The 25,069-nt window shown below is 71.2% G+C and carries 19 protein-coding genes; 11 read left to right on the forward strand and 8 right to left on the reverse strand.

Annotation, left to right across the window (positions count from 1 at the left end; translation table 11 throughout):
• Positions 1-121: 121 nt before the first annotated feature.
• Together MW290_RS06010 and MW290_RS06015 are read right to left on the reverse strand one after the other, a co-directional pair.
• Positions 122-1,333 (reverse strand): DesA family fatty acid desaturase, encoded by a 1,212-nt coding sequence (locus MW290_RS06010; protein WP_375142815.1) that lies wholly within the window; start codon positions 1,331-1,333, stop codon positions 122-124.
• A 179-nt stretch (positions 1,334-1,512) separates the two neighbouring features.
• The gene (locus MW290_RS06015; RefSeq protein WP_250196353.1) at positions 1,513-2,775 is read right to left on the reverse strand and encodes an RsmB/NOP family class I SAM-dependent RNA methyltransferase; all 1,263 of its coding nucleotides are present in this window, start codon (positions 2,773-2,775) and stop codon (positions 1,513-1,515) included.
• A gap of 55 nt (positions 2,776-2,830) precedes the next feature.
• Here MW290_RS06015 and MW290_RS06020 point away from each other — a divergent pair, with 55 nt between their 5' ends.
• On the forward strand, positions 2,831-3,502 hold the full coding sequence (locus tag MW290_RS06020; RefSeq protein ID WP_250196354.1) for a DUF1345 domain-containing protein: 672 nt from the start codon (positions 2,831-2,833) through the stop codon (positions 3,500-3,502).
• On the opposite strand, the gene purN is transcribed toward MW290_RS06020, so the two are convergent.
• Positions 3,499-4,071, reverse strand: coding sequence for a phosphoribosylglycinamide formyltransferase (purN, locus tag MW290_RS06025; RefSeq protein WP_250196355.1), 573 nt, complete (start codon positions 4,069-4,071; stop codon positions 3,499-3,501). The two genes, MW290_RS06020 and purN, sit on opposite strands and share 4 nt — an antisense overlap.
• Positions 4,072-4,145: 74 nt before the next feature.
• On the opposite strand from purN, the gene MW290_RS06030 reads away from it, so the two are divergent.
• Genes MW290_RS06030 through MW290_RS06040 form a run of 3 tightly spaced genes read left to right on the forward strand, consistent with a single transcriptional unit; the run spans position 4,146 to position 7,303 of the window.
• A complete protein-coding gene (locus MW290_RS06030; RefSeq protein ID WP_250196356.1) occupies positions 4,146-5,456 on the forward strand; it encodes a tryptophan--tRNA ligase in 1,311 nt (436 codons plus the stop codon).
• Between the two features lie 10 nt (positions 5,457-5,466).
• On the forward strand, positions 5,467-5,916 hold the full coding sequence (locus MW290_RS06035; RefSeq protein WP_250196357.1) for a DUF3717 domain-containing protein: 450 nt from the start codon (positions 5,467-5,469) through the stop codon (positions 5,914-5,916).
• Entirely contained in the window at positions 5,903-7,303 is a 1,401-nt protein-coding gene (locus MW290_RS06040; protein WP_250196358.1) for an MATE family efflux transporter, read from the forward strand. Before MW290_RS06035 ends, MW290_RS06040 begins: the two co-directional genes overlap by 14 nt.
• 159 nt (positions 7,304-7,462) lie before the next feature.
• Here MW290_RS06040 and MW290_RS06045 read toward each other — a convergent pair whose 3' ends face one another.
• From MW290_RS06045 to MW290_RS06060, 4 genes are all read right to left on the reverse strand, one after another.
• Positions 7,463-8,893: a sensor histidine kinase gene (locus MW290_RS06045; RefSeq protein WP_250196359.1), complete on the reverse strand. Its 1,431-nt coding sequence runs from the start codon at positions 8,891-8,893 to the stop codon at positions 7,463-7,465.
• Positions 8,894-8,945: 52 nt separating this feature from the next.
• Positions 8,946-9,656, reverse strand: coding sequence for a winged helix-turn-helix domain-containing protein (locus MW290_RS06050; protein ID WP_250196360.1), 711 nt, complete (start codon positions 9,654-9,656; stop codon positions 8,946-8,948).
• A 128-nt stretch (positions 9,657-9,784) separates the two neighbouring features.
• Entirely contained in the window at positions 9,785-10,336 is a 552-nt protein-coding gene (locus tag MW290_RS06055) for a Spy/CpxP family protein refolding chaperone (RefSeq protein WP_250196361.1), read from the reverse strand.
• 185 nt (positions 10,337-10,521) lie between these two features.
• Positions 10,522-11,436, reverse strand: a complete 915-nt coding sequence (locus tag MW290_RS06060) for a hypothetical protein (RefSeq protein ID WP_250196362.1) — start codon at positions 11,434-11,436, stop codon at positions 10,522-10,524.
• Between the two features lie 56 nt (positions 11,437-11,492).
• On the opposite strand from MW290_RS06060, the gene MW290_RS06065 reads away from it, so the two are divergent.
• Complete coding sequence (locus MW290_RS06065) at positions 11,493-16,262, forward strand: PAS domain S-box protein (RefSeq protein ID WP_250196363.1); 4,770 nt, start codon at positions 11,493-11,495, stop codon at positions 16,260-16,262.
• Between the two features lie 15 nt (positions 16,263-16,277).
• Here MW290_RS06065 and MW290_RS06070 read toward each other — a convergent pair whose 3' ends face one another.
• Entirely contained in the window at positions 16,278-17,285 is a 1,008-nt protein-coding gene (locus tag MW290_RS06070; RefSeq protein ID WP_250196364.1) for an AraC family transcriptional regulator, read from the reverse strand.
• Positions 17,286-17,373: 88 nt separating this feature from the next.
• On the opposite strand from MW290_RS06070, the gene MW290_RS06075 reads away from it, so the two are divergent.
• From MW290_RS06075 to MW290_RS06100, 6 genes are all read left to right on the forward strand, one after another.
• Positions 17,374-18,546, forward strand: coding sequence for an isovaleryl-CoA dehydrogenase (locus MW290_RS06075; protein WP_250196365.1), 1,173 nt, complete (start codon positions 17,374-17,376; stop codon positions 18,544-18,546).
• Positions 18,547-18,549: 3 nt separating this feature from the next.
• On the forward strand, positions 18,550-20,157 hold the full coding sequence (locus tag MW290_RS06080) for a carboxyl transferase domain-containing protein (RefSeq protein ID WP_250196366.1): 1,608 nt from the start codon (positions 18,550-18,552) through the stop codon (positions 20,155-20,157).
• 7 nt (positions 20,158-20,164) lie between these two features.
• Positions 20,165-20,953 (forward strand): enoyl-CoA hydratase/isomerase family protein, encoded by a 789-nt coding sequence (locus MW290_RS06085; protein WP_250196367.1) that lies wholly within the window; start codon positions 20,165-20,167, stop codon positions 20,951-20,953.
• 20 nt (positions 20,954-20,973) lie between these two features.
• The gene (locus MW290_RS06090) at positions 20,974-22,968 is read left to right on the forward strand and encodes an acetyl/propionyl/methylcrotonyl-CoA carboxylase subunit alpha (protein ID WP_250196368.1); all 1,995 of its coding nucleotides are present in this window, start codon (positions 20,974-20,976) and stop codon (positions 22,966-22,968) included.
• Positions 22,965-23,876, forward strand: a complete 912-nt coding sequence (locus tag MW290_RS06095; protein ID WP_259373465.1) for a hydroxymethylglutaryl-CoA lyase — start codon at positions 22,965-22,967, stop codon at positions 23,874-23,876. The genes MW290_RS06090 and MW290_RS06095 overlap by 4 nt, the downstream gene beginning before the upstream one ends.
• A gap of 91 nt (positions 23,877-23,967) precedes the next feature.
• A complete protein-coding gene (locus tag MW290_RS06100) occupies positions 23,968-25,047 on the forward strand; it encodes a tetratricopeptide repeat protein (RefSeq protein ID WP_250196369.1) in 1,080 nt (359 codons plus the stop codon).
• The last annotated feature ends 22 nt before the right edge of the window (positions 25,048-25,069 follow it).

Here is a 25,069-nt window from a genome sequence, read left to right on the forward strand (position 1 = left end):
GACGTCCGACAGGCCTGCTCCGGGAAGCTGGCTGCGAAAGCGCAACGCCCTTCCGCAGGGCGCAAAAAAAGGGAGCCGCCGGCCCCCTTTGTCTTGAGCCCCTCGCGGGGCCGTCGATCCGTCAGGCGCGCGCAGCGCGCAGCTTGGTCGAGAACTCCTGCAGCGCGGTGATGCCGCTGTCCTCGGCGCGCTTGCACCAGGCCTGCAGTTCACCCACCAGCTGCTCGGCCGAGACGTTGGTGCGCGTCCAGATCTGGCGCAGCTCTTCGCGCATGGTCACCAGCTTGGTCAGCGACGGGCTTTGCGCCATCGCCCCAGCCACGTGCGCCTTCACGCCGTGCGGGATCTTGTCGTCGTCGCGGTGCAGCCAGCGCTTGGCCAGGCGCATCTCGGTCCAGCGCGCGGAGTTCTTGGCGCCCTGCTTCTTCAGGTGCTCCAGCTCCATTGCGCAGGCGCGGCGCAGCTCCTTGGCGTACGAGGCCATGACCTCGTAGCGGTTGGCGATCACCGCCTCCAGCGTCTTGTCGTCGGCCACCGGCTTGACCTGGCCCAGCTTGAGCTGCGGCGCGGTCTTGCGCACCTTGGCCCAGCCGATCATCTCCATCGCGCGGATGTAGCCCCAGCCGATGTCGAACTCGTACTTCTTGACCGAGAACTTGGCCGAGGTGGGGTAGGTGTGGTGGTTGTTGTGCAGCTCTTCACCGCCAATGATGATGCCCCAGGGCGACACATTGGTTGAAGCGTCCACCGCCTCGAAGTTGCGGTAGCCCCAGTAGTGGCCGATGCCGTTGATGATGCCGGCCGCGTTGATCGGGATCCACAGCATCTGCACCGCCCAGATCGTCAGGCCGATGGCGCCGAACAGGAACACGTTCAGCAGCAGCATCAGGCCCACGCCCTGCCAGGAGTAGCGGGTGTACAGGTTGCGCTCGATCCAATCATCGGGCGTGCCGCGACCGTACTTCTCGATGGTCTCGCCGTTCTTGGCTTCGGCGCGGTACAGCTCGGCACCCTCCAGCAGCACCTTCTTGATGCCGCGGGTTTGCGGGCTGTGCGGGTCTTCGTCCGTCTCGCACTTGGCGTGGTGCTTACGGTGGATGGCCACCCATTGCTTGGTGACCATGCCGGTGGTCAGCCACAGCCACAGACGGAAGAAGTGCTGCGGCACGGGGCCCAGGTCCAGCGCCCGGTGGGCCTGGCTGCGGTGCAGGAAGATCGTGACCGCTGCGATCGTGATGTGGGTCACCACCAGGGTGTAGACGAGCACCTGCCACCAGGAGGCGTCCAGCACACCGTGCGCCAGCCACTCGACGACTGCGCTCCACACCGTCATCAAACCATTCATTGAGAACCTTTCGGAGAACCTACCGATTGTAGGTGGTGCACCCCCGGGCGCACGCGTGGAACTACATAGCTAGCACGGTGCTTTTGGCGCCCACGCCACAGACGATCGCCGCAGATCGACCCAAGATTGCGGCAGATCAACGCGGCAGGTAGTGAGACTCCGAATCCTCAGCGTCGTTCCCAGACTGCGGCAAAAAATCCATCCGTGGCATGGCGGTGGGGCCACAGGCGCAGGTACGGGCCCGACACCAGGCTCTCCCAGCCTTCCACCTTGGCGGCCGACAGCAGATCGCCGACCGGCACCGGCGCCCATTCGCGCTCGAACTCGGCGCTGAAGGCGGCGGCGATGTCTTCGTTTTCCGAGGCCATCAGGCTGCAGGTGGCGTACACCAGCCGGCCGCCTTGCTTGAGCAGGCGGGCGGCGCCCCGTAGGATGGAGGCCTGCTGCGTGCGCAGGGCCGCCAGCGTAGCGGGCGACTGGCGCCACTTCAGGTCGGGGTTGCGGCGCAGCGTGCCCAGGCCCGAGCAGGGCGCATCCACCAGCACGCGGTCGATCTTGCCGGCCAGACGCTTGATGCGCTCGTCGCGCTCATGGGCGATCTGCGCTGGGTAGACGTTGGACAGGCCGCTGCGGGCCAGCCGGGGCTTGAGCGAATCCAGCCGGTGGCCGGACACGTCGAACGCATACAGGCGGCCGGTGTTGCGCATCGCCGCGCCCAGCGCCAGCGTCTTGCCGCCGGCGCCGGCACAGAAATCCACCACCATCTCGCCGCGCTTGGCGTCGGTGATCAGCGCCAGCAGCTGGCTGCCTTCGTCCTGCACTTCCACGCCGCCGCCGGTGAACACGTCCAGCTTGTTCAGCGCCGGCTTGCCTTCGATGCGCAGGCCCCAGGGCGAGTACGGTGTGTCGGTGGCCTCGATGCCGGCGTCGGCCAGGATCTGCTTCACCTCGGGCCGCTTGGCCTTGAGGGTGTTCACCCGCAGGTCCAGTGGCGCGGGCTGGTTCAGGCTCTCGGCCAGCGTCAGGAATTCATCGGCACCCAGCGACTGCTCCAGCGGCTGCCAGATCCAGTCGGGCGTGCTGTGGCGCAGCTTGCGCGGCAGGCTGCTGCGGTCCACCTTCTGCACGTCGGCCAGCCAGGCCTGCTCGTGCGGGTTGAGCGCGCCGCGCAGGAAGCCCTCGTTGCCCTGCCAGGCCAGCAGCACCAACCGTCGCTCCAGCGGGCCGCTGCCGCTTTGCGCCAGATGCTGGAACAGCAGGCGCTGGCGCACCACGGCATACACCGTCTCGGCCAGGGTGTGGCGCTCACGTGGGCCGAGCGTGCGGTGGCGGCGAAAAAACGACGACACCACGGCGTCGGCCGGGATCTCGAACTTCAGGACGTCACCGAGCAGCTCGGTCGTCATTTCCACAAGGGCATTAGGATGCATCCCCCGGATTATCCGCGCCGCACCCGTTTTGGCGGGCCAGGCTGCCGCCCTGCCCTTGCTGCGCCCCTTTCGCACCCGCCCCCGCCTGCTCGTCAGCCTGGCGATCGCCCTCGCGGCGGGCTTCTTGTCCGATGGGATCGGCGGCGGCCGCCTGAACTGGACCACGCAGGTGCTGATCGGCTGGAACGCTGGTGTGTGGCTGTACCTGGCCAGCACCGCGCTGATGATGCGCCGCGCCTCGCACGAACGCATGCGCGACATCGCCGCTGCCCATGCCGAGAGCGCTTTCGCGGTGGTGAGCACGGCGGTGGTGGCCGTGGTGGTGACGCTGGCTGCCATTGCGCTGGAACTGGCCGGCGCGCCCAAGGGCGAGGCCTCGGCCGCGCCGCGGGTGGCGCTGACGCTGGCCACGCTGTTCGGCTCCTGGCTGCTGCTGGCCACGCTGTTCGCACTCGCCTACGCCAGCCTCTTCTACCGCGACCGCACCCGGCCGGGCCGTGGCCTGGGCTTTCCCGGTGAGCCGGCGGAAGGCGAGGACGAAGACCCGCCGCACTACGGCGACTTCCTCTACTTCTCGTTCACCATCGCCGCTACTTCGCAGACCTCGGACGTGACGGTGAGCGACCGCCAGATCCGCCGCTGGGTGCTGGGCCAGGGCGTGCTGGCCTTCATGTTCAACACGGTGCTGCTGGCGCTGGCCATCAACACCGCGGCCGGCTTGTTCTAGGCCCGACCCTCGACCACCGCCCGCACGGCTTGTGGGTACAGGCGGTGCTCTTCCACCAGCACGCGTGCGGCCAGGCTGTGTTCGTCGTCGCCCGGCAGGATGGGCACGGCGGCCTGGGCCACCATCGGGCCGTGGTCCAGCTCGGCGGTCACGTAGTGCACGGTGCAGCCGGCTTCCGCGCAACCCGCCTCGATGGCACGGCGGTGGGTGTGCAGGCCCGGAAAGGCCGGCAGCAGCGAGGGGTGGATGTTGAGCATGCGGCCCTCGTAGCGCTGCACGAAGGCCGCACCCAGGATGCGCATGAAGCCGGCCAGCACCAGCAGGTCGGGCGCAAGGCCGTCGATGGCGGCGGCCAGCGCGGCGTCGAACTCGTCGCGGCTGGCGAAAGTCTTGTGGTCGACCACCGCGGTGGCGATGCCGTGCGACTGCGCAAAGGCCAGGCCCGCGGCCTCGGGCCGGTTGCTGACCACCCCCACCACCTGGGCCGGCCAGCCCTCGGCCGCGCAGGCCTGCACGATGGCCTCCATGTTGGAGCCACGGCCGGAAATGAGGATGACGATGCGTTTCATGAGGCGCGGCAGTGTAACGACGAGGGTTTGAGGGCCCCGCCTAGAATCCCCCTCCCTCGCCGCCAGCCCTCACCATGACCGAACGCGTTCTCACCGGCATCACCACCACCGGCACGCCCCACCTGGGCAACTACGTGGGCGCGATCCGCCCGGCCATCGCGGCCAGCCGCGAACCCGGCGTGGAGAGCTTCTTCTTCCTGGCCGACTATCACGCGCTGATCAAGTGCGACGACCCGGCCCGCATCGAGCGCAGCCGGCTGGAGATCGCCGCCACCTGGCTGGCGGCCGGGCTGGACACCGAGCGCGTCACCTTCTACCGCCAGAGCGACATCCCCGAGACGCCCGAGCTGACCTGGCTGCTGACCTGCGTGTGCGCCAAGGGCCTGATGAACCGCGCCCATGCCTACAAGGCGGCCACCGACGTCAACGCCGCGGCTGGTGAAGACCTGGATGCGGGCGTGACCATGGGCCTTTTCAGCTACCCGATCCTGATGGCGGCCGACATCCTGCTGTTCAACGCACACCGGGTGCCGGTGGGCCGCGACCAGGTGCAGCACATCGAGATGGCGCGCGACATGGGCCAGCGCTTCAACCACCTGTTCGGCCAGGGGCGTGAGCTGTTCGTGCTGCCGCGCGCCGAGATCGAGGAAGAAGTGGCGACGCTGCCGGGCCTGGACGGCCGCAAGATGTCCAAGAGCTACGACAACACGATTCCGCTGTTCGGAGGCGGCGCCAAGGGGCTGAAGGAAGCGGTGGCGCGCATCGTCACCGACTCGCGACTGCCCGGCGAGCCCAAGGACCCGGAAGGCGCCGCCCTGGTGACGGTGCACGACGCCTTTGCCACGCCCGAGCAACGCAGCGCCTTCCATGCCGACCTGCGGGCCGGCCTGGGCTGGGGCGAGGCCAAGCAACGCCTGGTGAACCTGCTGGAAGGCCAGATCGCGCCGATGCGCGAGCGCTATGTCGAGCTGATGGCCCACCCCGAGCGCATCGAGGAAGTGCTGCAGCACGGCGCCGCCAAGGCGCGCCGCGTGGCCACGCCCTTCCTGGCCGAGCTGCGCGCCGCCGTCGGCCTGCGGCCGATGCTGGCGGTGCCACGCGCCGCGCCGGTGGCGGCAGGCCCTGCCGACAAGGCCGCGCTGCCGCTGTTCAAGCAATACCGCGAGGCCGATGGCCGCTTCTTCTTCAAGCTGGTGGACACGCACGGCCACACGCTGCTGCAAAGCCTGGGGCTGCCCGACGGCCGCGAGGCCGGCGGCTGGGTCAAGCGCCTGAAAACCGAGGCCGCCGCAGCGCTGGCCGAGGCGCCGATCGACTGGGCCGCCAGCGGTGAGCGTGGCGCGGCCGAGGCCGCCCTGGCCGCGCTGGCCGCCGCCCAGGACTGAACCTGCATCCATGGCCGGCATCCACATCCTCGACATCGAAGCCGCCATCAACTGGTGGCGCGAGAAGTCGCCCTCGCCCGACGGCATCACCGCCTGCCCCGAAGTGCTGGCGCTGGCCGAGGTGTACGCGCTGATGGTGTACTACCACGAGACCGAGTGCGACGAGGCCACCATGCCCGCCAAGGCGCGCGAGGCCTGGCTGGGCTGGTATGCCCACACGCCCGATGCGCCGTGCATCGCCATCTGCTCCACGGCACAGGGTGATGCGGTGTGCAAGGGCTGCGGCCGCACCGAAGGCGAAGTGCAGCATTGGCCGCAGTTGACGCCCGCGGAAAAGCGCATCGTCTGGCGGCGCATCACCCGCGAGGGCACGGCCTGGCGCTTCAACAAGTACGCGGAGCGCGCACGGCAGGCCAGCGGCGTCGACCATCCGCCGCCGGATTCCCTTGCCGACCGCTGAGGCGGTCCAGGACCAGGCGCCCAGGCGCCTGGCCGACAACGCACGCGGCATCGCGCGGCTGGCCGCACCGCTGCTGCTGGGCCAGCTGGCGGTGCTGGCTTTCGGCACCATCGACACCATGCTGGTGGCCCGCTATGCCGCGGCCGATCTGGCGGCGCTGGCCGTCGGCGGCGCGGCCTACATCACCGTGTTCATCGGCCTGATGGGCGTGGTGCTGGCGCTGGGGCCCATCGTCGGCCAGCTGTATGGCGCCCGCCAGCTGGAGCAGGCCGGTGCCCAGCTGCACCAGGCGGTGTGGCTGGCGCTGGGCCTGTCGGTGCTGGGCAGCACGCTGCTGGCGTTTCCGCAGCCCTTTTTGTGGCTCTCGCGCGCCGAGCCCGCGGTGGCCGACAAGGTGCACAGCTACACGCTGGCGCTGGCCGTCTCGCTGCCGGCGGCGCTGCTGTTCACCGCCTACCGCGGCTTCAACACCGCGGTGTCGCGGCCCAAGGCCGTCACCGTGCTGCAGATCGGCGGGCTGGCGCTCAAGGTGCCGCTGTCCTTCGCGCTGGTGTACGGCGTGGGCCCGCTGGCGCCGATGGGCGTGGCCGGCTGCGGCATCGCCACCGCCATCGTGATGTGGGCGCAGCTGATCGCCGCTTTTGTGCTGCTGCGGCGCGACCCGTTCTACCGGCCCTTCCGCATCCTGGGCCGCGGCCTGCTGCCGCCCAGCCGGCCGGCGCTGGTCGCGCAGCTGAAGCTGGGCATTCCGATGGGCCTGTCCATCGGCATCGAGGTGACGGGCTTCACCTTCATGGCCTTCTTCATCTCGCGCATATCACCCACCGCGGTGGCCGGCCACCAGATCGCGGCCAACCTGGTGGCGCTGATGTACATGCTGCCGCTGGCGCTGGCCAATGCCACCAGCACGCTGGTGGCCCAAGCCATCGGCGCCGGGGCGATGCGGCAGGCGCGCCGGCTGGGCTGGCACGGCCTGGGCATCGGCTTGGGGCTGGCGGTGGCCATCGGCCTGCTGGTGTTCGCGGGCCGCCATGGCCTGGTGCGGCTGTATGCCAGCGACCCGGTGATCATCGCCGCGGCGCTGCCGCTGCTGACCTGGGTGGCGGTGTTCCACCTGGGCGATGCCGCGCAGTGCCTGGCCTCGTTCATCCTGCGGGCCTACCGCATCGCCACTGTGCCGCTGGTCATCTACGCCAGCGCCATCTGGGGCGTGGGCCTGGGCGGTGGCTACTGGCTGGCCTTTGGCCAACCGGCCTGGGCGCCGGAGGCGCTGTACGGCGCCCGCGGCTTCTGGTCAGCCGCCACCGTGGGCCTGCTCACCGCCGCCGCCGGCCTGTGCCTGCTGCTGGGCTGGGTGCAGCGCAAGCGCTTGGGCCGGCCGGGCTGACGCTCAGTCTCGCCGGGCCGCCCCAAGAGACTGAGATCCCCCTTGGGGGGACGCGAGCGCAGCGAGCTCGGGGGCATCACCTCAGTCTCGCCGGGCCGCCCCAAGAGACTGAGATCCCCCTCGGGGGGACGCGAGCGCAGCGAGCTTGGGGGCACCACCTCAAGCCGCTGGCAGCTCGATGATGAAGCAGCTGCCGCCGCCCTCGCGGGCTTCGCAGCGCACGCTGCCCTGGTGGCGCTCGGCGATCTGGCGCACCAGGCTCAGACCCAGGCCGACGCCGCCGGCATGCTCGGCATGGCCGGGCAGGCGGAAGAAGGGCTCGAAGATGCGCTCGCGCATGTCGGGCGGCACGCCCGGGCCTCGGTCGCACACACGCATCTCGACGCGGCGGGGGGCGCCGCGCTGCAGCACCAGTTCCACCTCGTCGCCGCCGTAGCGGCGGGCGTTTTCCAGCAGATTGCGCATCGCGCGGCGCAGCAGGCGTTCGTCGCCCAGCACCGTCAGCGGGCCATCAGGCGCGCTGAGTTCCGCCTGCAGGCGGGCGGTTTCTTCGGCGCCCAGTGCCACCAGCTCGACCGGCTCACGCTCGGGGCTCGCCGACTGCGATTCCAGGCGGCTCGCCATCAGCACCTCTTCCACCAGCGCGTCCAGCTCGCCGATGTTGGTATGGATCTCGCGGCGCAGCTGCGCGCGCTGCTGGGCCTGGCAGCCGGTGTCGTCGTCCAGCATGGACACCGCCATCTTCAGTCGCGCCAGCGGCGAGCGCAGCTCATGGCTGGCATTGGCCAGCAGGCTCTGGTTGGCGCGCACCAGGGCTTCCACCCGTTCGGCAGCGCGGTTGAAGCTGGCGGCCACGGCCGCCACTTCGTCGCGCCCACCTTCGTCCACACGGTGGTGCAGCGCGCCGGCACCAAAGCGCTCCACACCCTGCTTGAGCGCCTCCAGCCGGCGCGTGAGGCGGCGCACCACCGGAAAGGCGCCGATGGCAATGGCCGCGAACAGCAGCGCCAGCACCGCGATCATGCCCACGCCACGGCCCCAGCCCGGCGGCGCGAACGGGAACCACGGCGGCAGCGGAAAGTCTTCTTCCAGCCCCAGGCCACGGAAGCGCAAGGCCTCCAGCTGCAGCCGGCCGGGGTGCAGGCCATCGGGCCGTGGGCCCTCCACCCGCAGACCTTCGCCGCCGTGCGGCAGGCGCAGCAGCACGGGCCGCATCACCCACAGCGTGCGGCCGTCGGCAAAGCGGATCGGGAAGATGCGCGGTGGCGGCGATTCGCCGTTGTCCATGCGCCGCTCGAAGGTGGCGGTGGCCACGATGCGGCGGCCGCGCGCGTCGTCCAGCGCCAGCGGCATGCGCAGCCGCTGCGACCAGTCGAGCACGGCTTCAGACTGCTCTTCGGTCGGCGCCTCGGCCCCGGGCAGGCTGCGCTGGATGAGGTCGGCCCAGGCGGCCACGCGCTCGGCGGCCAGCGCATCGGCGCGGCCGCGTTCGCGTTCCATGTGGCGCTGCACCAGCCAGCCGGAGCCGAGCGCAAACAGCGCCAGCACGGCCACCACCGTGAGCCACACCCGCAGGTAGAGCGATTTCATGCCCGGCCCCCGCCAGCACGCCGGCGGGCCGCCGGCGGGCGGCCGTGCAGCATCAGGATTCGCCGTCCTGCTTGCGCGCGAAGAGGTAGCCCACGCCGCGCACGGTGAGCACGCGCTTGGGGTTCTTCGGGTCGTCCTCGATCAGCGCGCGGATGCGGGAGATGTGCACGTCGATCGAGCGGTCGAAGGCCTCCAGCGGGTGGCCCTTGAGCGCGTCCATGATCTGGTCGCGCGACAGCACCCGGCCCGGGCTCTGCGCCAGCACCACCAGCAGGTCGAACTGGTGGCTGGTGAGGTCGCAGGGCTGACCGCCGAGGTAGGCCTGGCGGGCGCCGAGGTCGATTTCGAGCCGGCCGAAGCGCAGCACCTCGTCGGCCGCCGGTTCTGGCGATGCGCGGCGCAGCAAGGCCTTGATACGGGCCAGCAGCTCACGCGGCTCGAAGGGCTTGGGCAGGTAGTCGTCGGCGCCGATCTCCAGGCCGACGATGCGGTCCATCGGCTCACCGCGGGCGGTGAGCATCAGCAGCGGCAGGCGCCGCGTGCGGGCGTCGCCGCGCAGCTCGCGGGTCAGGTCCAGGCCGTCGCCGTCGGGCAGCATCAGGTCCAGCACCAGGGCATCGTACTGGCCCAGGCGCAGGCGGTCGCGGCCGGCGGCCACGGAGCCCGCGATGTCGATCTCGTAGCCGGCGTTGCGCAGGTAGTCCCCTACCATGGTCGTCAGCCGGGCATCGTCATCGATCAGAAGCAAACGTTGCGCAGTCATGGCCGGATGGTAGGGGTGTGCGGGCGATCTTGCAGGCGCCGTGGGCGCGGCGGCCACGGCCGCTGCGGTGTTGACGGGGGGCTGGCTGGCGGCACCGCCGCGTTGGAACATGCTGGAGACTCGCATGATCAGCCCGCCGGTGCGCGTTCGCCACGGGGTGCACCCCGATGCATGGGGCCTCGGCGCTCTTCGGGCCCGCGGGCCATGCGCTCGGCCAGCTGCTGGCGCTGCTCGGGCGTGAGCACCTTGGCCACGTCCACCATCACCTGCATCATGCGGCGCGAAGCCTGCTCATGCTGGGCCATCATCTGCTGGCGCAGGCGCTCGGCGGCGTCGGCGTCCACGATGGGCGCGGTGAAGATCTTGCCGGCTTCGTCGTGCAGGCTGCGCGAGGCTTCCTGCTGGCTGCGCAGGTCGGCTGCGGCAGCTTCGGTGATCTGGCGGATCTGGTCGCGCTGCTCCGGCGTGGCCTTGACGTCGTCCAGCATGCGCTGCATGCCGGGGCCCTGCAGCGGCATGCCCACGAAGCCCGAGCCCGGCGGCATCGGGTGGCCGGCGGCGGGCGGGGGCGGCGTGTCGGCGCGGGAAGCGGTGGGCAGCATGGCGACGGAGGCCCCGGCCAGCAGCAGGCTGGCGGCCATCCAGCGGAACGGGTGTGCAATGGAAGCGCGGGTCTTCAAGCGGCTCTCCCTTGTTATTCGAAGGAGCCGAGAGCTTCGGGGCAGGCGGTAAAGCAGCGCCCGCGCCCGCGGTGAAGAAGTGTGAAGCGAGCGTGGCATCTGCAGCAGCTCAGTCCCGCCGGGCCGCCCCAAGGGACTGAGACCCCCTGCGGGGGGAGCGAGCGCAGCGAGCTTGGGGCGCCACCTCAGGCCGCCGGCTCCACACGCAGCAGGGTGCGCCGCAGCGCAAAGTCGGCATTGCTGCTGCGCAGCTCCAGCCGCAGCAGCACGCCGCTCTTGCGGTCAACCACCATCACGCCGTCGATGCGCGTGGTGTGGCGGCGAAAGGGCACGTCGCCGTAGAGCTCGATCACCGCCGCGTCGAACGCCCGTCCGAAGCCGGTCTGCACGCCGGTGGCCACCACCTGGCCACGCACGCGGCCCTGCTCGCCGTTGGTGTTGCGCAGCTCGCCGGCCAGCACATCGCCCAGACCCAGCTCGGGGCGCAGCAGCCGCGTCCAGTACACCACGGTGTCGCCCGCCGATGGCGGCTGGATGTTGCCGGCGCCGTCCTGCTGCCAGCGCACGGGCTTGTCGGCGCCCGGCAGGTCGGCGCGGAACTCGAGCTGGTCGCGCCGCAGGCTCTGCAGCCGCAGGCCCAGCTCGCGCGCGGCGGTGCGGCCCCGGCGCTCCTCGTACACCAGACGCTCGCCCACCTTCAGCGGCATGCCGGCCAGCTGCTCGACGCTCAGCGTGTCGGGCTGCGGCGGGCAGCCGCGCTGTCCGAGGGCAGACTGCAGCGCGTCGTAGCGGCCGCGCAAGCGCGCCAGTTCGGCGGCGTCGGGGCCATCGGGCCGCATGGCCAGCATCGCAGGCCAGAAGACGGTGGCACCCACGCCCAGCGCGATGATGTTGTTGCCGACACGCTCGTCGACGGTGTAGGCCACGTCGGCGGCGCTGCGCTGCACCTTGTCGGCCTCGGTGTAGAGCGCTTCGCAGGGCCAGTGGCTGAATGCGGCGGGGTCGGAGGGCAGGGGCTTGACGTCGACGGAACGGGTGGCGCAGCCGGCCAGCAGCATCAACAGGCCGGCGGCGGCAACGGCGGAGCGAAAAGCGGGCATCGGCCGATTGTGCCCCGCGCGACGCCGGGGCTGGCTGCGGTGAGAATGGGCCGGCCATGACCGCAGTACAACCCCGCCCGCTCAGTAGCAGCACCCTCACCTTGCTGGAGGGCGAACGACGGGTGCTGGCGCAGATCGTCGCGGGCGTGCCGCTGCCCCAGGTGCTGGAAGTGCTGGTGGCCGAGCTGGAGGCCGGCTCGCCGGTGGGGCTCAAGGTCGGCGTGCTGCTGCTGACACCGCAAGGGCTGGTGGTAGGCGCGACGGGCGGCCTGCCGCCCGACCTGCGGGAGGCACTGCAGGCTGCGCTGCGGCCACCGGCGGCGGCCAATGCGGACTCAACGGCCGCGCCGACCCTGGCGGGGCAGGTCGACTGGCCGGGCTTGAAGGCGGCGGCCGGCCGCCACGGCCTGCACCACGTGTGCGGCCAGCCCATCCAGGCCGCCGAGGGCCGGCCCCTGGGCCTGCTGGTGTGCTTCCTGCCCCAGCTGCACGAGGCGCCGCAGCATCGGCTGGACGCGCTGGCCATCACCACCCAGACCGCGGCGCTGGTGATCGAGCGCGACGAAGCCAACCAGCGCCTGCGCCAGGCCGAAGCTCGCCACCGGCAGATCCTGGACAGCGCCACCGACTACGCCATCATCGCGCTCGACGCCCAGGGCCGGGTGACCCGCTGGAACGAAGGCGCGCACCGCATCCTGGGCTGGCGTGAGGAAGAGATGCTGGGGCAGACGCTGCACCGCTGCTTCACGCCGCAGGACCTGGCGCTGGGGCGCATCGAGCGCGAGATGGCCGCCGCGCTGGACGGCCACCCCGCCCCCGAGGAAGGCTGGCGGCTGCGCGCCGATGGCAGCCGCATCTGGGCTTCGGGTGAGATGACGCTGCTGCGCGGCGATGCCGGTCAGGCGCTGGGCTTCGTCAAGGTGCTGCGCAACCGCACCCGCCAGCGCGCCGCCGATCAGCGCCAGGCCTTCCTGCTGCAGCTCAGCGAGAGCCTGCACGAGTGGCAGGCCGAGGCCCGCGTCAGCGACGACGTGGCCGCCCGCCTGGCCGAACTGCTGGACGTGCACCGCGTGGGCTTCGGCCGCGTGGACGAGGAACTGCACCTGCACGTGGACCACGACTGGACGGACGGCAGCGTGGCCAGCGCCCCAGGCACCTACCTGCTGGCCGACTACGGCCAGGGTCTGGACGCGGCCGTGCGGGCCGGCCAGCCGGTGGTGGTGGACGACGTGAACACCGACCCCCGCACCGCCAGCGCCCAGGCCCGTTACGCCGAGCTGCAGGTGGGCGCGATGGTGCTGGTGCCGCTGGTGGCTCTTTCGGCGGGCCGCACAGCGGCGGCGGCGCCGGGGCTGGCGAGCGTGGGGGCCATCGTCTTCGTCAGCAGCCGCAGCCCGCGCCGGTGGTCGGCCGACGACGTGGTGCTGCTGCGCGAGGTGGGCGACCGGCTGCGGCTGGCCGTGGAGCGTGCCCGTGCCCGCGAGGCCTTGCGCATCAGCGAAGAGCGGCTGCACGTGGCCCAGCAGGCCGGCAGCATCGGCAGCTTCGAGCTGTTCCCCCAGCGCAGCGAAGTGGCGGTCTCGGCCAGCTTCTGCACGCTGTGGGGGCTGCCTGAAACGCCGATGGTGCCGGTGGCGCGGCTGGTGGCGCTGGTGCACCCCGACGACGTGCCGCTGCTGGCGGTGGACCCCACCCCCACGCCGCAGCGCATGGCCTACGTGGAGTACCGCATCCGCCGGGCCGACGATGGCCGCATGCGCTGGCTGGCCCGCCGCGGCGAGGTGGTGGCCGACCCGCACGGTGGCCCGCACCGCTACCTGGGCGTGTGCTACGACATCACCGAGCGGCGCCTGGCCAGCGAGCGCCTGGTGGCCAGCCAGCAGTCGCTGCTGCTGGCCACCGAGGCGGCCGAGATCGGCACCTGGGACCTGGACACCGCCACGCAAGAGCTGGTGTGGTCGGACCGCACGCGCACGATGTTCGGCTTGCCGCCCGGCGCGCAGGTGTCCCTGTCGACCTTCGAGAAGGGTCTGCACCCGGAGGACGCACCCGCCACGCTGGCTGCCTTCTCGGCCGCGATGGACCCGGCGCAACGCAGCAGCTACGACGTCGAGTACCGCACCATCGGCATCGAGGACGGCGTGCTGCGCTGGGTGGCGGCCAAGGGCCGCGGCCTGTTCGACGACAGCGGCCGCTGCGTGCGTGCCATCGGCACCGCCATCGACATCACCGCCCGCAAGCAGGCCGAGGCGCGGCAGGCGCTGCTGCTGTCGCTGGCCGATAGGCTGCGGCCCTCCGGCGAGCCGCAGGCGCTGCTGGGCGACGGCCTGCAGATGCTGCGCAACTTCCTCGGCGTGCACCGGGCCGGGCTGGGCCGGCTGCATGGCGAGCGCATCGTGGTGGATGCTGAGCAGACCGACGGCCGGCCGGCCGAGCAGCGCAGCTTTGCGCTCGACACGTTTGGCGAAACCGCCATGCAGCACTGGCGCGCCGGCCAGACCACCGTGTGCGAGGACATCACCGCCGAGGGGCACCAGCCGGTGCTGGAGCGTTTCGGCGTCGACAGCCTGGTGGCCGTGCCGCTGCGCGGCGACGGGGCCCTGCGGGCCATCTTCTACGCGGCCCAGCATGCCACCCGCCACTGGACGGCCGACGAGGTGGCGTTGATGGAGGACGTGGCCGCCCGCGTGTGGGACGCGGTGGAACGTGCCCGGGCCGAGCAGGCGCTGCGCGAAGAAACCCGCGCACTGGAAACCCTGAACCGCACCGCCGCGCTGCTGGCGCAGGACTTCGACATCGACACCCTGGTGCAGCGGGTGGTGGACGCAGGCACCGCGCTCACCGGCGCCCGCTACGGCGCCTTCTTCCATGCCACGCGCGACGAGCACAACGAGCGCTTCATGCTCTATGCGCTGTCGGGTGCGCAACGCAGCGACTTCGAACGCTTCGGCATGCCGCGCTCGACCGAGGTGTTCGCGCCCACCTTCCGCGGCGACGGCGTCATCCGCGCGGCCGACATCACGCAGGACCCGCGCTACGGCCGCAACTGGCCGCATGCCGGCATGCCCGAGCACCACCTGCCGGTGCGCAGCTACCTGGCGGTGCCGGTGGTCGCGCGCTCCGGCGACGTGGTGGGCTGCCTGATGTTCGGCCACCCGGAGCCCGACGTCTTCACCGACCGCGCCGAGCGCCTGGCCAGCGGCCTGGCGGCGCAGGCCGCCATCGCCATCGACAACGCGCGCCTTTTCCGCGCCACCCAGCGCGACAACGAGACGCTGGAAGCCCGCGTGGAGGAACGCACCCGCGAACGCGACCAGGTCTGGGCACTGACCGAAGACCTGCTGGCCATTGCCGATGCGCAGGGCCAGCTGCTGCGCGTGTCCGCCTCGTGGACGCGGCAGCTGGGCCATGCCCATGCGCAGCTGGTGCTGCGGCCCTTGAGCGCGCTGCTGCACCCCGACGACCTGCCCGCGCTGCAGGGCGCGCTGGGCCGCATGCGCGCCAGCGGGCAGCCGGTGCGCCTGGAAAACCGCGTGGCCACGCTGGAAGGCGAATGGCGGGTCATGGCCTGGACCCTGTCGCCAGAGCCCGGCACCGGCCGCTTCGTGGCCACCGGCCGCGACGTCACGGCCGAGCGCCTGCGCCAGGCCCAGCTGGAGGAGGCGCAGGAGGCGCTGCGCCAGTCGCAGAAGATGGAGGCGGTGGGCCAGCTCACCGGCGGCATCGCGCACGATTTCAACAACCTGCTGCAAGGCATCACCGGCTCGCTGGACCTGATCAAGCGCCGGCTGCAGCAGGGCCGCAGCACCGACCTCGACCGCTTCATCCAGGGCGCGATGGCCTCGGCCCAGCGCGCCGCCGCGCTGACGCACCGGCTGCTGGCCTTCTCGCGCCGGCAGCCGCTCGATCCGCGGCCGGTGGCGGCCAATCCGCTGGTGGTGTCGATGGAGGACCTGCTGCGCCGCACGCTGGGCGAGGCGGTGACGCTGGAGCTGGCGCTGGCGCCCGACCTGTGGCTGACGCTGTGCGATGCCAACCAGCTGGAAAGCGCCATCCTCAACCTGTGCATCAACGCGCGCGACGCGATGCCGGCCGGCGGCCGCCTGACCATCGAGACCGCCAACACCAGCCTGGACGCCAGCTATGCGGTGCGCATCCGCGACATCGCGCCCGGCCAGTACGTGTGCATCGGCGTCAGCGACACCGGCACCGGCATGGCGCCGGACGTGCTCGCCCGCGCCTTCGAGCCCTTCTTCACCACCAAGCCCATCGGCCAGGGCACCGGCCTGGGCCTGTCGATGATCTATGGCTTTGCCCGCCAGTCGGAGGGCTATGTCAAGATCTACAGCGAGCCGGGCCACGGCACCACCGTCAAGCTCTACCTGCCGCGCCACCTGGGCGAAGCCGACGAGGCCGAGGCCCAGCGCGCCGCCACCATCGACCACCTGAGCGATGGCGGCCAGGTGGTGCTGGTGGTGGAGGACGAGGCCGTGGTGCGCGCGCTGGTGGTGGACGTGCTGCAGGAGCTGGGCTACCGCGCACTGGAAGCGGCCGACGGCGTGGCCGGCCTGGCCGTGCTGCAGGGCCCGCAGCCGATCGACCTGCTGGTCACCGACATCGGTCTGCCCGGCCTCAACGGCCGCCAGATGGCCGATGCCGCCCGCGTCTTCCGCCCCGAGCTGAAGGTGCTGTTCATGACCGGCTACGCCGAAAACGCGGCGGTGGCCAACGGCTTCCTGGAGCCGGGCATGCAGATGATCACCAAGCCGTTTTCGATGGAGGCGATGAGTGTGAAGCTGCGGGAGATGTTGGGGACGGGGGGGTGACCCGCGGCGACCGCCTCAACGACCCGCCTTGCGCCACTCGCTCGGCGACTGCCCCACCCAGCCCCGGAAGGCGCGCGCAAAGCTCTTTTCGCTGTTGAAGCCCACCGCCTGCGCGATCTGCTTGATGGGGCGGCCGGTGCGGGCCAGCAGGTCCAGCGCATGGGCGCGGCGGGCTTCGTCCTTCAGCGCCTGCAGCGAGGCGCCTTCGCCCTGCAGCTGGCGGTGCAGCGTGCGCACTGAAACGTTCAGCGCCGCGGCCAGCGCGTCGGCATTGACCATGGCCGCCGGCTCGCGGGCCAGCAGCTCGCGCACCCGCTGCACCAGCAAGCGGTCGCGGCGATAGAGGCGCACCGTCAACGGCAAGGCCCGCTGCAGCATCGCGCGGGCGGCGCGCTCGTCGCGCTTGACCGGCAGCGCCAGGTACTGCGCATCGAAGCTGAAGGCGGCCACCGGCGCATCGAACTGTGGCTCGCAGCCGAACATCCACGGGTAGGCATCGGCATGCGGCGGCCGGGCGAACGGGAACTGCACCGCCTGCAGCGGTATGCGTGAATCCACCAGCCAGCTGGCATAGCCGTGCACGTTGCGCAGTGTGGTCACCAGGCACAGCTCACGGGTGCCGGGCCAGGGCGGCCGCAGCTCGGCCAGCGTGAGCGTGGCGCGCAGGCGGTCGGCTTCCAGCGTCAGGGCCACGTCGTCGCTGATCAGCCCGTGGTGCCGGCACCAGCGCCGCAGCGCCACCCGCAGGTCGGGCGCCGTCAGGCTGGCGCGCGCCAGCAGGCCGTAGCTGCCCCAGGGCAGGCGCCGCTGCCACCAGCCCAGCGCCTCGTCGTCCAGCTCGCGCATCGCGGCTTCGCTCACCAGCTCCATCTGCTCGGCGCTGATGCGCTGGTTGCCGCGTTGCAGCATGGCTGGCGTGATTTGCGCCTTGGCCAGTGCCTGTGCCGGGTTCAGGCCATAGCGCTCATAGCCCAGCAGCAGCGCATGGACGAAGGCGACGGGGGTGACGGCTCGGGATTTCACGGGGGTAGCCTGGCGCTTTTTGCAACCATTGTGGCCGACCTGCGGCCGCCGGCTGGCCTATCCTCAGCGCAGAACCTAGGAGACCCGCATGAACCTGCCCGGACTGAATTTCGCGCTCGGCGAGACCATCGACATGCTGCGCGACACGGTGCAATCCTTCGCTGCCGACGAGATCGCGCCGCGCGCCGCCGACATCGACCGCGAGAACCAGTTCCCCGCCGACCTGTGGAAGAAGCTGGGCGACCTGGGCCTGCACGGCATGACGGTGAGCGAGGAGTACGGCGGCACCGGGCTGGGCTACCTGGCCCACATGGTGGCGATGGAGGAGGTGTCACGCGCCAGCGCCTCGGTGGGCCTGAGCTACGGCGCGCACAGCAACCTGTGCGTCAACCAGATCCACCGCAACGGCAATGCCGAGCAAAAGCGCAAATACCTGCCCAAGCTGGTGAGCGGCGAGCATGTGGGCGCGCTGGCGATGAGCGAGCCCAACGCCGGCTCCGACGTGGTGAGCATGAAGCTGCGCGCCGAGCGCAAGGGCGACCGCTACGTGCTCAACGGCAGCAAGATGTGGATCACCAACGGCGGCGACGCCGACGTGCTGGTGGTCTACGCCAAGACCGAGCCCGAGGCCGGCGCCAAGGGCATGACGGCCTTCATCATCGAAAAGGGCTTCAAGGGCTTGGGCTACGGCCAGAAGCTGGACAAGCTGGGCATGCGCGGCAGCAACACCTGGCCGCTCTTCTTCGACAACTGCGAGGTGCCGGCCGAGAACGTGCTGGGCGCCGAAGGCGGCGGCGTGAAGGTGCTGATGAGCGGCCTGGACTACGAGCGCGCCGTGCTCAGCGGCGGGCCGCTGGGCATCATGGCCGCCTGCATGGACGTGGTGACGCCTTATGTGCATGAGCGCAAGCAGTTCGGCCAGAGCATCGGCGAGTTCCAGCTGATGCAGGGCAAGCTGGCCGACATGTACACCACCTGGCAGGCCTGCCGTGCCTACGCCTATGCGGTGGGCCAGGCCTGCGACCGCGCCGACCACAGCCGCACGCTGCGCAAGGACGCGGCCGGCGTCATCCTCTACACCGCCGAGAAGGCCACCTGGATGGCCGGCGAGGCCATCCAGACCCTGGGCGGCGTGGGCTACACCAACGAGTACCCCACCGGCCGCCTGTGGCGCGATGCCAAGCTGTACGAGATCGGCGCCGGCACCAGCGAGATCCGCCGCATGCTGATCGGCCGCGAGCTGTTTGCCGAGACGATGTAAGCCATGCAAGCCCTGCAATCCCAGATCAGCCCGCGCAGCGACGAATTCAAGGCCAATGCGCAGCGCATGCGCGAAGCGGTGGAAGACCTGCGCGCCCAGGTGGCCCAGGCCGCGCTGGGCGGCGGCGAAGCCGCCCGCAGCAAGCACGTGGCCCGCGGCAAGCTGCTGCCGCGCGACCGCGTGCAGCAACTGCTGGACCCCGGCACGCCCTTCCTGGAGATCGGCCAGCTGGCCGCCCACGGCATGTACGACGGCGCCGCGCCCGCGGCCGGCGTGATCACCGGCATCGGCCGCGTGCAGGGCCAGGAATGCATGATCGTGGCCAACGACGCCACGGTGAAAGGCGGCACCTACTACCCGATGACGGTGAAGAAGCACCTGCGGGCGCAGGAGATCGCCGAGGCCAACCACCTGCCCTGCATCTACCTGGTGGACTCGGGTGGCGCCAACCTGCCCAACCAGGACGAGGTGTTCCCCGACCGCGACCACTTCGGCCGCATCTTCTTCAACCAGGCCAACATGTCGGCCCAGGGCATTCCGCAGCTGGCGGTGGTGATGGGCTCTTGCACCGCCGGCGGCGCCTACGTGCCGGCGATGAGCGACGAGGCCATCATCGTCAAGAACCAGGGCACCATCTTCCTGGGCGGCCCGCCGCTGGTGAAGGCCGCCACCGGCGAGGTGGTCAGCGCCGAAGATTTGGGCGGCGGCGACGTGCACACCCGCGTCTCGGGCGTGGCCGACCACCTGGCCGAGAACGACAGCCATGCGCTGTACCTGGCCCGCCGCGTGGTGGCCAGCTTCAACCGCCGTAAGCCCGCCACAGTGACGCTGGAAGCCAGCGAAGAGCCTTTGTACGACCCGGCCGAGCTGTACGGCGTGATACCGGCCGACACCCGCAAGCCCTACGACGTGCGCGAGGTCATCGCCCGGCTGGTGGATGGCTCGCGCTTCGACGAGTTCAAGGCCCGCTACGGCGCCACGCTGGTCACCGGCTTTGCGCGGCTCTACGGCATGCCGGTGGGCATCGTGGCCAACAACGGCATCCTGTTCGGTGAGTCGGCGCAGAAGGGCGCGCACTTCATCGAGCTGTGCGCCCAGCGCGGCGTGCCGCTGGTGTTCCTGCAGAACATCACCGGCTTCATGGTGGGCCGCAAGTACGAGAACGGCGGCATCGCCAAGGACGGCGCCAAGATGGTCACCGCCGTGGCCACCGCCCAGGTGCCCAAGCTCACGATGGTGATCGGCGGCAGCTTCGGCGCCGGCAACTACGGCATGTGCGGCCGCGCCTTCGCGCCGCGCTTTCTGTGGATGTGGCCCAACGCACGCATCAGCGTGATGGGCGGCGAGCAGGCCGCCAGCGTGCTGGCCACCGTCAAGCGCGACGGCATCGAAGCCAAGGGCGGCCACTGGTCGGCCGAGGAGGAGGAGCGCTTCAAGGCCCCCATCCGCCAGCAGTACGAAGACCAGGGCCACCCCTACTACGCCACCGCCCGGCTGTGGGACGACGGCGTGATCGACCCCGCGCAGGCGCGGCGCACGCTGGGCCTGTCGCTGGCCGCCGCGCTCAATGCGCCGATCGCACCGACCAAGTTCGGTCTCTTCCGCATGTGAGGTAGGCATGAACAGTTGTCTGGACATCGAGCACCGCGGCCCCGTGGCCTGGCTGTGGATGAACCGCGCCGAGCTGCACAACGCCTTCGACGAGCACCTGATCGCCGAGCTGACGGCCGCTTTGCAGGCGCTGGACGCCGACGAGGCGGTGCGCGTGATCGTGCTGGCCGGCCGCGGCAAGAGCTTCTCGGCCGGTGCCGACCTGAACTGGATGAAGCGCCAGGGCGCCGCCAGCCAGCAAGACAACCTGGCCGACGCCCGCAAGCTGGCCGAGCTGTTCCGCGTGCTGGCCAGCTGCAGCACGCCCACGCTGGCCCGGGTGCAAGGCGCAGCCATGGGGGGCGGCATGGGCCTGGCTGCGGCCTGCGACATCTGCGTCGCGTCCACCGCGGCCAGCTTCGCCACCTCGGAAGTGCGGCTGGGCATCCTGCCCGGCGTCATCAGCCCGTACGTGATGCGCGCCATCGGTGAGCGGCAGGCGTACCGCTACTTTCAAACCGCCGAACGCATCAGCGCCGCGCGTGCGCGCGAACTGGGCCTGGCGCACGAAGTGGCCGAGCCCGACCAGCTGGACACCGCGGTGCAGGCCGTGGTGGACGCGCTGCTGGCCGGCGGCCCGAAGGCACAGGCGGCTTCCAAGGACCTGATCCGCGCGGTGGCCCACCGACCGGTGGACGCAGCCTTGATCGAGGACACCGCCCGCCGCATCGCCGAGCTGCGCGCCACGCCCGAAGCCCGCGAAGGCCTGAGCGCCTTCCTCGACAAGCGCGTACCGGCCTGGAAGCCGGGCGCCTGATGGACTGGAGCGCTACAAGCATGTTCACCAAGATCCTGATCGCGAATCGTGGCGAGATCGCCTGCCGCGTCATCAAGACCGCGCGCCGCATGGGCATCGCCACCGTGGCCGTGTACTCCGAGGCCGATGCCAATGCCCGCCATGTGCGCCTGGCCGACGAGGCGGTGCTGATCGGACCCGCCGCCGCACGTGAGAGCTACCTGGTGGCCGACCGCATCCTGCAGGCCGCCAAGGACACCGGCGCCCAGGCGGTGCACCCGGGCTACGGCTTCCTGTCGGAGAACGAAGACTTCGCCGAAGCCTGCGCCGCCGCCGGCATCACCTTCATCGGCCCGCCGGCCTCGGCCATCCGCGCGATGGGCCTGAAGTCCGCCGCCAAGGCGCTGATGGAAAAGGCCGGCGTGCCGCTGACGCCCGGCTACCACGGCAGCAACCAGGACCCGGCTTTCCTGGCTGACCAGGCCGGCCGCATCGGCTACCCGGTGCTGATCAAGGCCAGCGCCGGCGGTGGCGGCAAGGGCATGCGCCGGGTCGACCGGGCCGAAGACTTTGCCGCCGCGCTGGCCAGTTGCCAGCGCGAAGCCACCAACGCCTTTGGCGATGCCAACGTGCTGGTGGAAAAGTACGTGCTCAAGCCGCGGCACATCGAGATCCAGGTGTTCGGCGACACGCAGGGCAACGTGGTCTACCTGTTCGAGCGCGACTGTTCGGTGCAGCGTCGCCACCAGAAGGTGCTGGAAGAAGCGCCCGCCCCCGGCATGACGCCCGAGCGCCGCGCCGCCATGGGCCGCGCCGCGGTGGAAGCGGCCAAGGCCGTGGGCTACGTGGGCGCCGGCACGGTGGAGTTCATCGCCCACCAGGACGGCAGCTTCTACTTCATGGAGATGAACACCCGGCTGCAGGTGGAGCACCCGGTCACCGAGATGATCACCGGCCTGGACCTGGTGGAGTGGCAGCTGCGCGTGGCCGCCGGCCAGCCGCTGCCGCTGACGCAGGAACAGCTGCGCATCGACGGCCATGCCATCGAGGCGCGCATCTATGCCGAAGACCCGGACAAAGGCTTCCTGCCCTCCACCGGCCGGCTGATCCACCTGGCGCCGCCCACCGAGGGCGCGCACGTGCGCATCGACACCGGCGTGGAACAGGGCGACGAGATCACGCCGCACTACGACCCGATGATCGCCAAGCTCATCGTGTGGGACCAAAGCCGCGACCTGGCGCTGGCCCGGCTGCGCACGGCGCTGGCCCAGTACCGCGTGGTGGGCGTGGCCAACAACGTGGAGTTCCTGGCGCGGCTGGCCGCCTGCCCGGCCTTCACCCAGGCCGACCTGGACACCGGACTGATCGAGCGCGAGCAGGCCTTCCTGTTCCCCGAGGCGGCCGACCCGCCCGATGAAGCCTGGCTGCTGGCCGCGCTGGCCGAGCTGCTGCACGAAGGCGCGGCGCAGTCCCAGCGCAGCGCCGTCGCTTCACCCTGGGATGCGCTGGACGGCTGGCGCCTGAACGGCCAGGCCGCGCGCGAGCTGCGGCTGCGCCGTGGCGAGCTGCAGCGCAGCGTGGCCGCCACCAGCGTGCCGGGCGGCTGGCAGCTGTCGCTGGGCGGCGGCGCGCCGGTGCAGGCCCGCGGCGAGCTGGCCGCCGACGGCGGCCGCCTGCATGCCCAGCTGGGCGAGCGCCGGCTGCATGCCGCGGTGGTGGTGGCCGGTGAGCGGCGGCATGTGTTCCTCGACGGCCATGCGCATGCGCTGGTGCGGGTGGACACGCTGCACACCGGCGGCCAGGGCGACGATGCGCACGGCGGCCTGCGTGCGCCGATGCCCGGCAAGGTGATCGCGCTGCTGGCCGCGGCCGGCAGCACCGTGGACAAGGGCACCCCGCTGCTGGTGATGGAGGCGATGAAGATGGAACACACCCTGACCGCGCCGGCCAACGGCACCGTCAAGGCCTTCCGCTGCGCGCCCGGCGAGCAGGTGGCCGATGGGGTGGAGCTGGTGGACTTCGAGGTGGCGCCGTGAACCGCGTGCGCCTCATGGAAGTGGGCCCGCGCGACGGCCTGCAGAACGAGAAGCAGGTGGTCACCACGGCCACCAAGCTCGAACTCATCCAGCGGCTGGCGCAGGCCGGCCTGCGCGAGATCGAGGCCACCTCGTTCGTGTCGCCCAAGTGGGTGCCGCAGATGGCCGACCATGCCGAGATCCTGGCGGGGCTGGCCGCGCTGCCGCCGCTGGCGCATGCCGTGAACTACCCGGTGCTGGCGCCCAACATGAAAGGCTATGAAGCCGCGGTGGCCGCCGGCGCCAGGGAAGTGGCCGTGTTCGCGGCGGCGTCGGAGGCCTTTTCGCAAAAGAACATCAACTGCTCGATCGCTGAATCCATCGCCCGCTTCGAGCCGGTGTTCAGCGCCGCGCAGCATGATGGCGTCAAGGTGCGCGGCTACCTGTCCTGCGTGATCGCCTGCCCTTATGAAGGCCCGGTGGCGCCGCAGCAGGTGGCGGACGTAGCGGCGCGGCTCTTCGACCTGGGCAGCTACGAAGTCTCGCTGGGCGACACCATCGGCACCGGCACGCCGGCCACGGTGCAGCGCATGCTGGAAGCGGTGGCCGCCCGCATTCCGGTGGCGCAGCTGGCGGGCCACTACCACGACACCTACGGCATGGGCGTGGCCAACGTGCATGCCTCCTACCAGTTCGGCCTGCGCAGCTTCGACAGCTCCATCGCCGGCCTGGGCGGCTGCCCGTATGCCAAGGGCGCCACCGGCAACGTGGCCACCGAAGACGTGGTGTACCTGCTGCACGGCCTGGGCGCCGAGACCGGCATCGACCTGGACGCGCTGGTGGACACCGGCGCCTGGATCAGCGAGGTGCTGGGCCGGCCCAGCCAGTCGCGCGTGGGCCGGGCGATGCTGGCCAAGCGCGCCGGCTGAAGACCCGGCGGCCTGCCCATCCGGGGCAGCGCCCTTGCGCCGCACCAGGCGCAGGCGTAGCGTCAACGGGTCTGCCTGCAGGAGGCCCGGCATGAACACCAGCGCATGGCCAGGCGGCCCCACGCGGCCGCACGGCGAAGAAGACATGGCCCTGGCCGGCACCGCCCCGCGCGGCAGCCGCCTGCGGGCCGCGCTGCTGGCGGCGCTGGGCGTGCTGGCCCTGCTGAGCGCCTGCAGCACCGCCCCGGTGGCGCCTGCTGCTGCGGTGCCGGAAGTGCCGCCAGCCGATGCCCGTTTTGCGGCCGGCGCGCCGCCGCCCACCGCCGCGGAGGTGTTTGCCCTCAGCCCCGCGATGCAGCACTACCTGGCCACCGCCCTGGCCGGCAACGCCCAGGAACGGAGGCGGCCCGCCGCGCTGGTGCGGGCCCTGAACACCCAGGGCGACCTGAAGCTGGCCTACGACGCGCACATCACCCGCACCGCGGCGCAGGCCTTCGAGGCGCGGGCCGGCAACTGCCTGTCGCTGGTGATCATGACCGCCGCGCTGGCCAAGGCGCAAGGCATCAGCGTCACCTACAACCTGGTGCAGGGTGAACCCAGCTACCGCCGTGAGGCCGGCCTGCTGCTGACCAGCGGTCATGTGAACCTGACGCTGGGCCGGCCGCTGCGTGACCGCGGCAGCAGCGGCTTCGATGCCTCGGCCTGGATGACGGTGGACTTCCTGCCCGGTGAAGACCTGACCGGCCAGCGCCGGCAGCCGATCGACGAAGCCACCGTGCTGGCCATGTTCATGAACAACCGCGCCGCCGAGGCGGTAGCCCAGGGCCGGCTGGCCGACGCCCACGCGCTGGCGCGCGAGGCGCTGCGCCATGCACCGGGCTTTGCCACCGCACGCAACACGCTGGCCGTGGTGTACCTGCGCGCCGGCCTGCCGGCGGAGGCCGAAGCGCTGCTGCGCAGCGTGCTCGTCGGCCGCCCCGGGCAGACCGATGCACTGGCCAACCTGGTGGCTGCGCTGCAGGCGCAGGGCCGCGCCGCGGAGGCGCAGGCCGTGGTGGCGCAACTGGCCGCGCTGGAACCCGATCCGCCGCTGCGCGCCTTCTACGCCGCCAAGCTCGAACGGCTGACTCGGCATTCCGACACACCCGCCGACCGCCCGGCCTCCCACTGAGGAGTCGGTCCGACCGTCGGTG

The sequence above is a fragment of the Aquincola tertiaricarbonis genome (assembly GCF_023573145.1).
Lineage (GTDB): Bacteria > Pseudomonadota > Gammaproteobacteria > Burkholderiales > Burkholderiaceae_C > Aquincola > Aquincola tertiaricarbonis_B.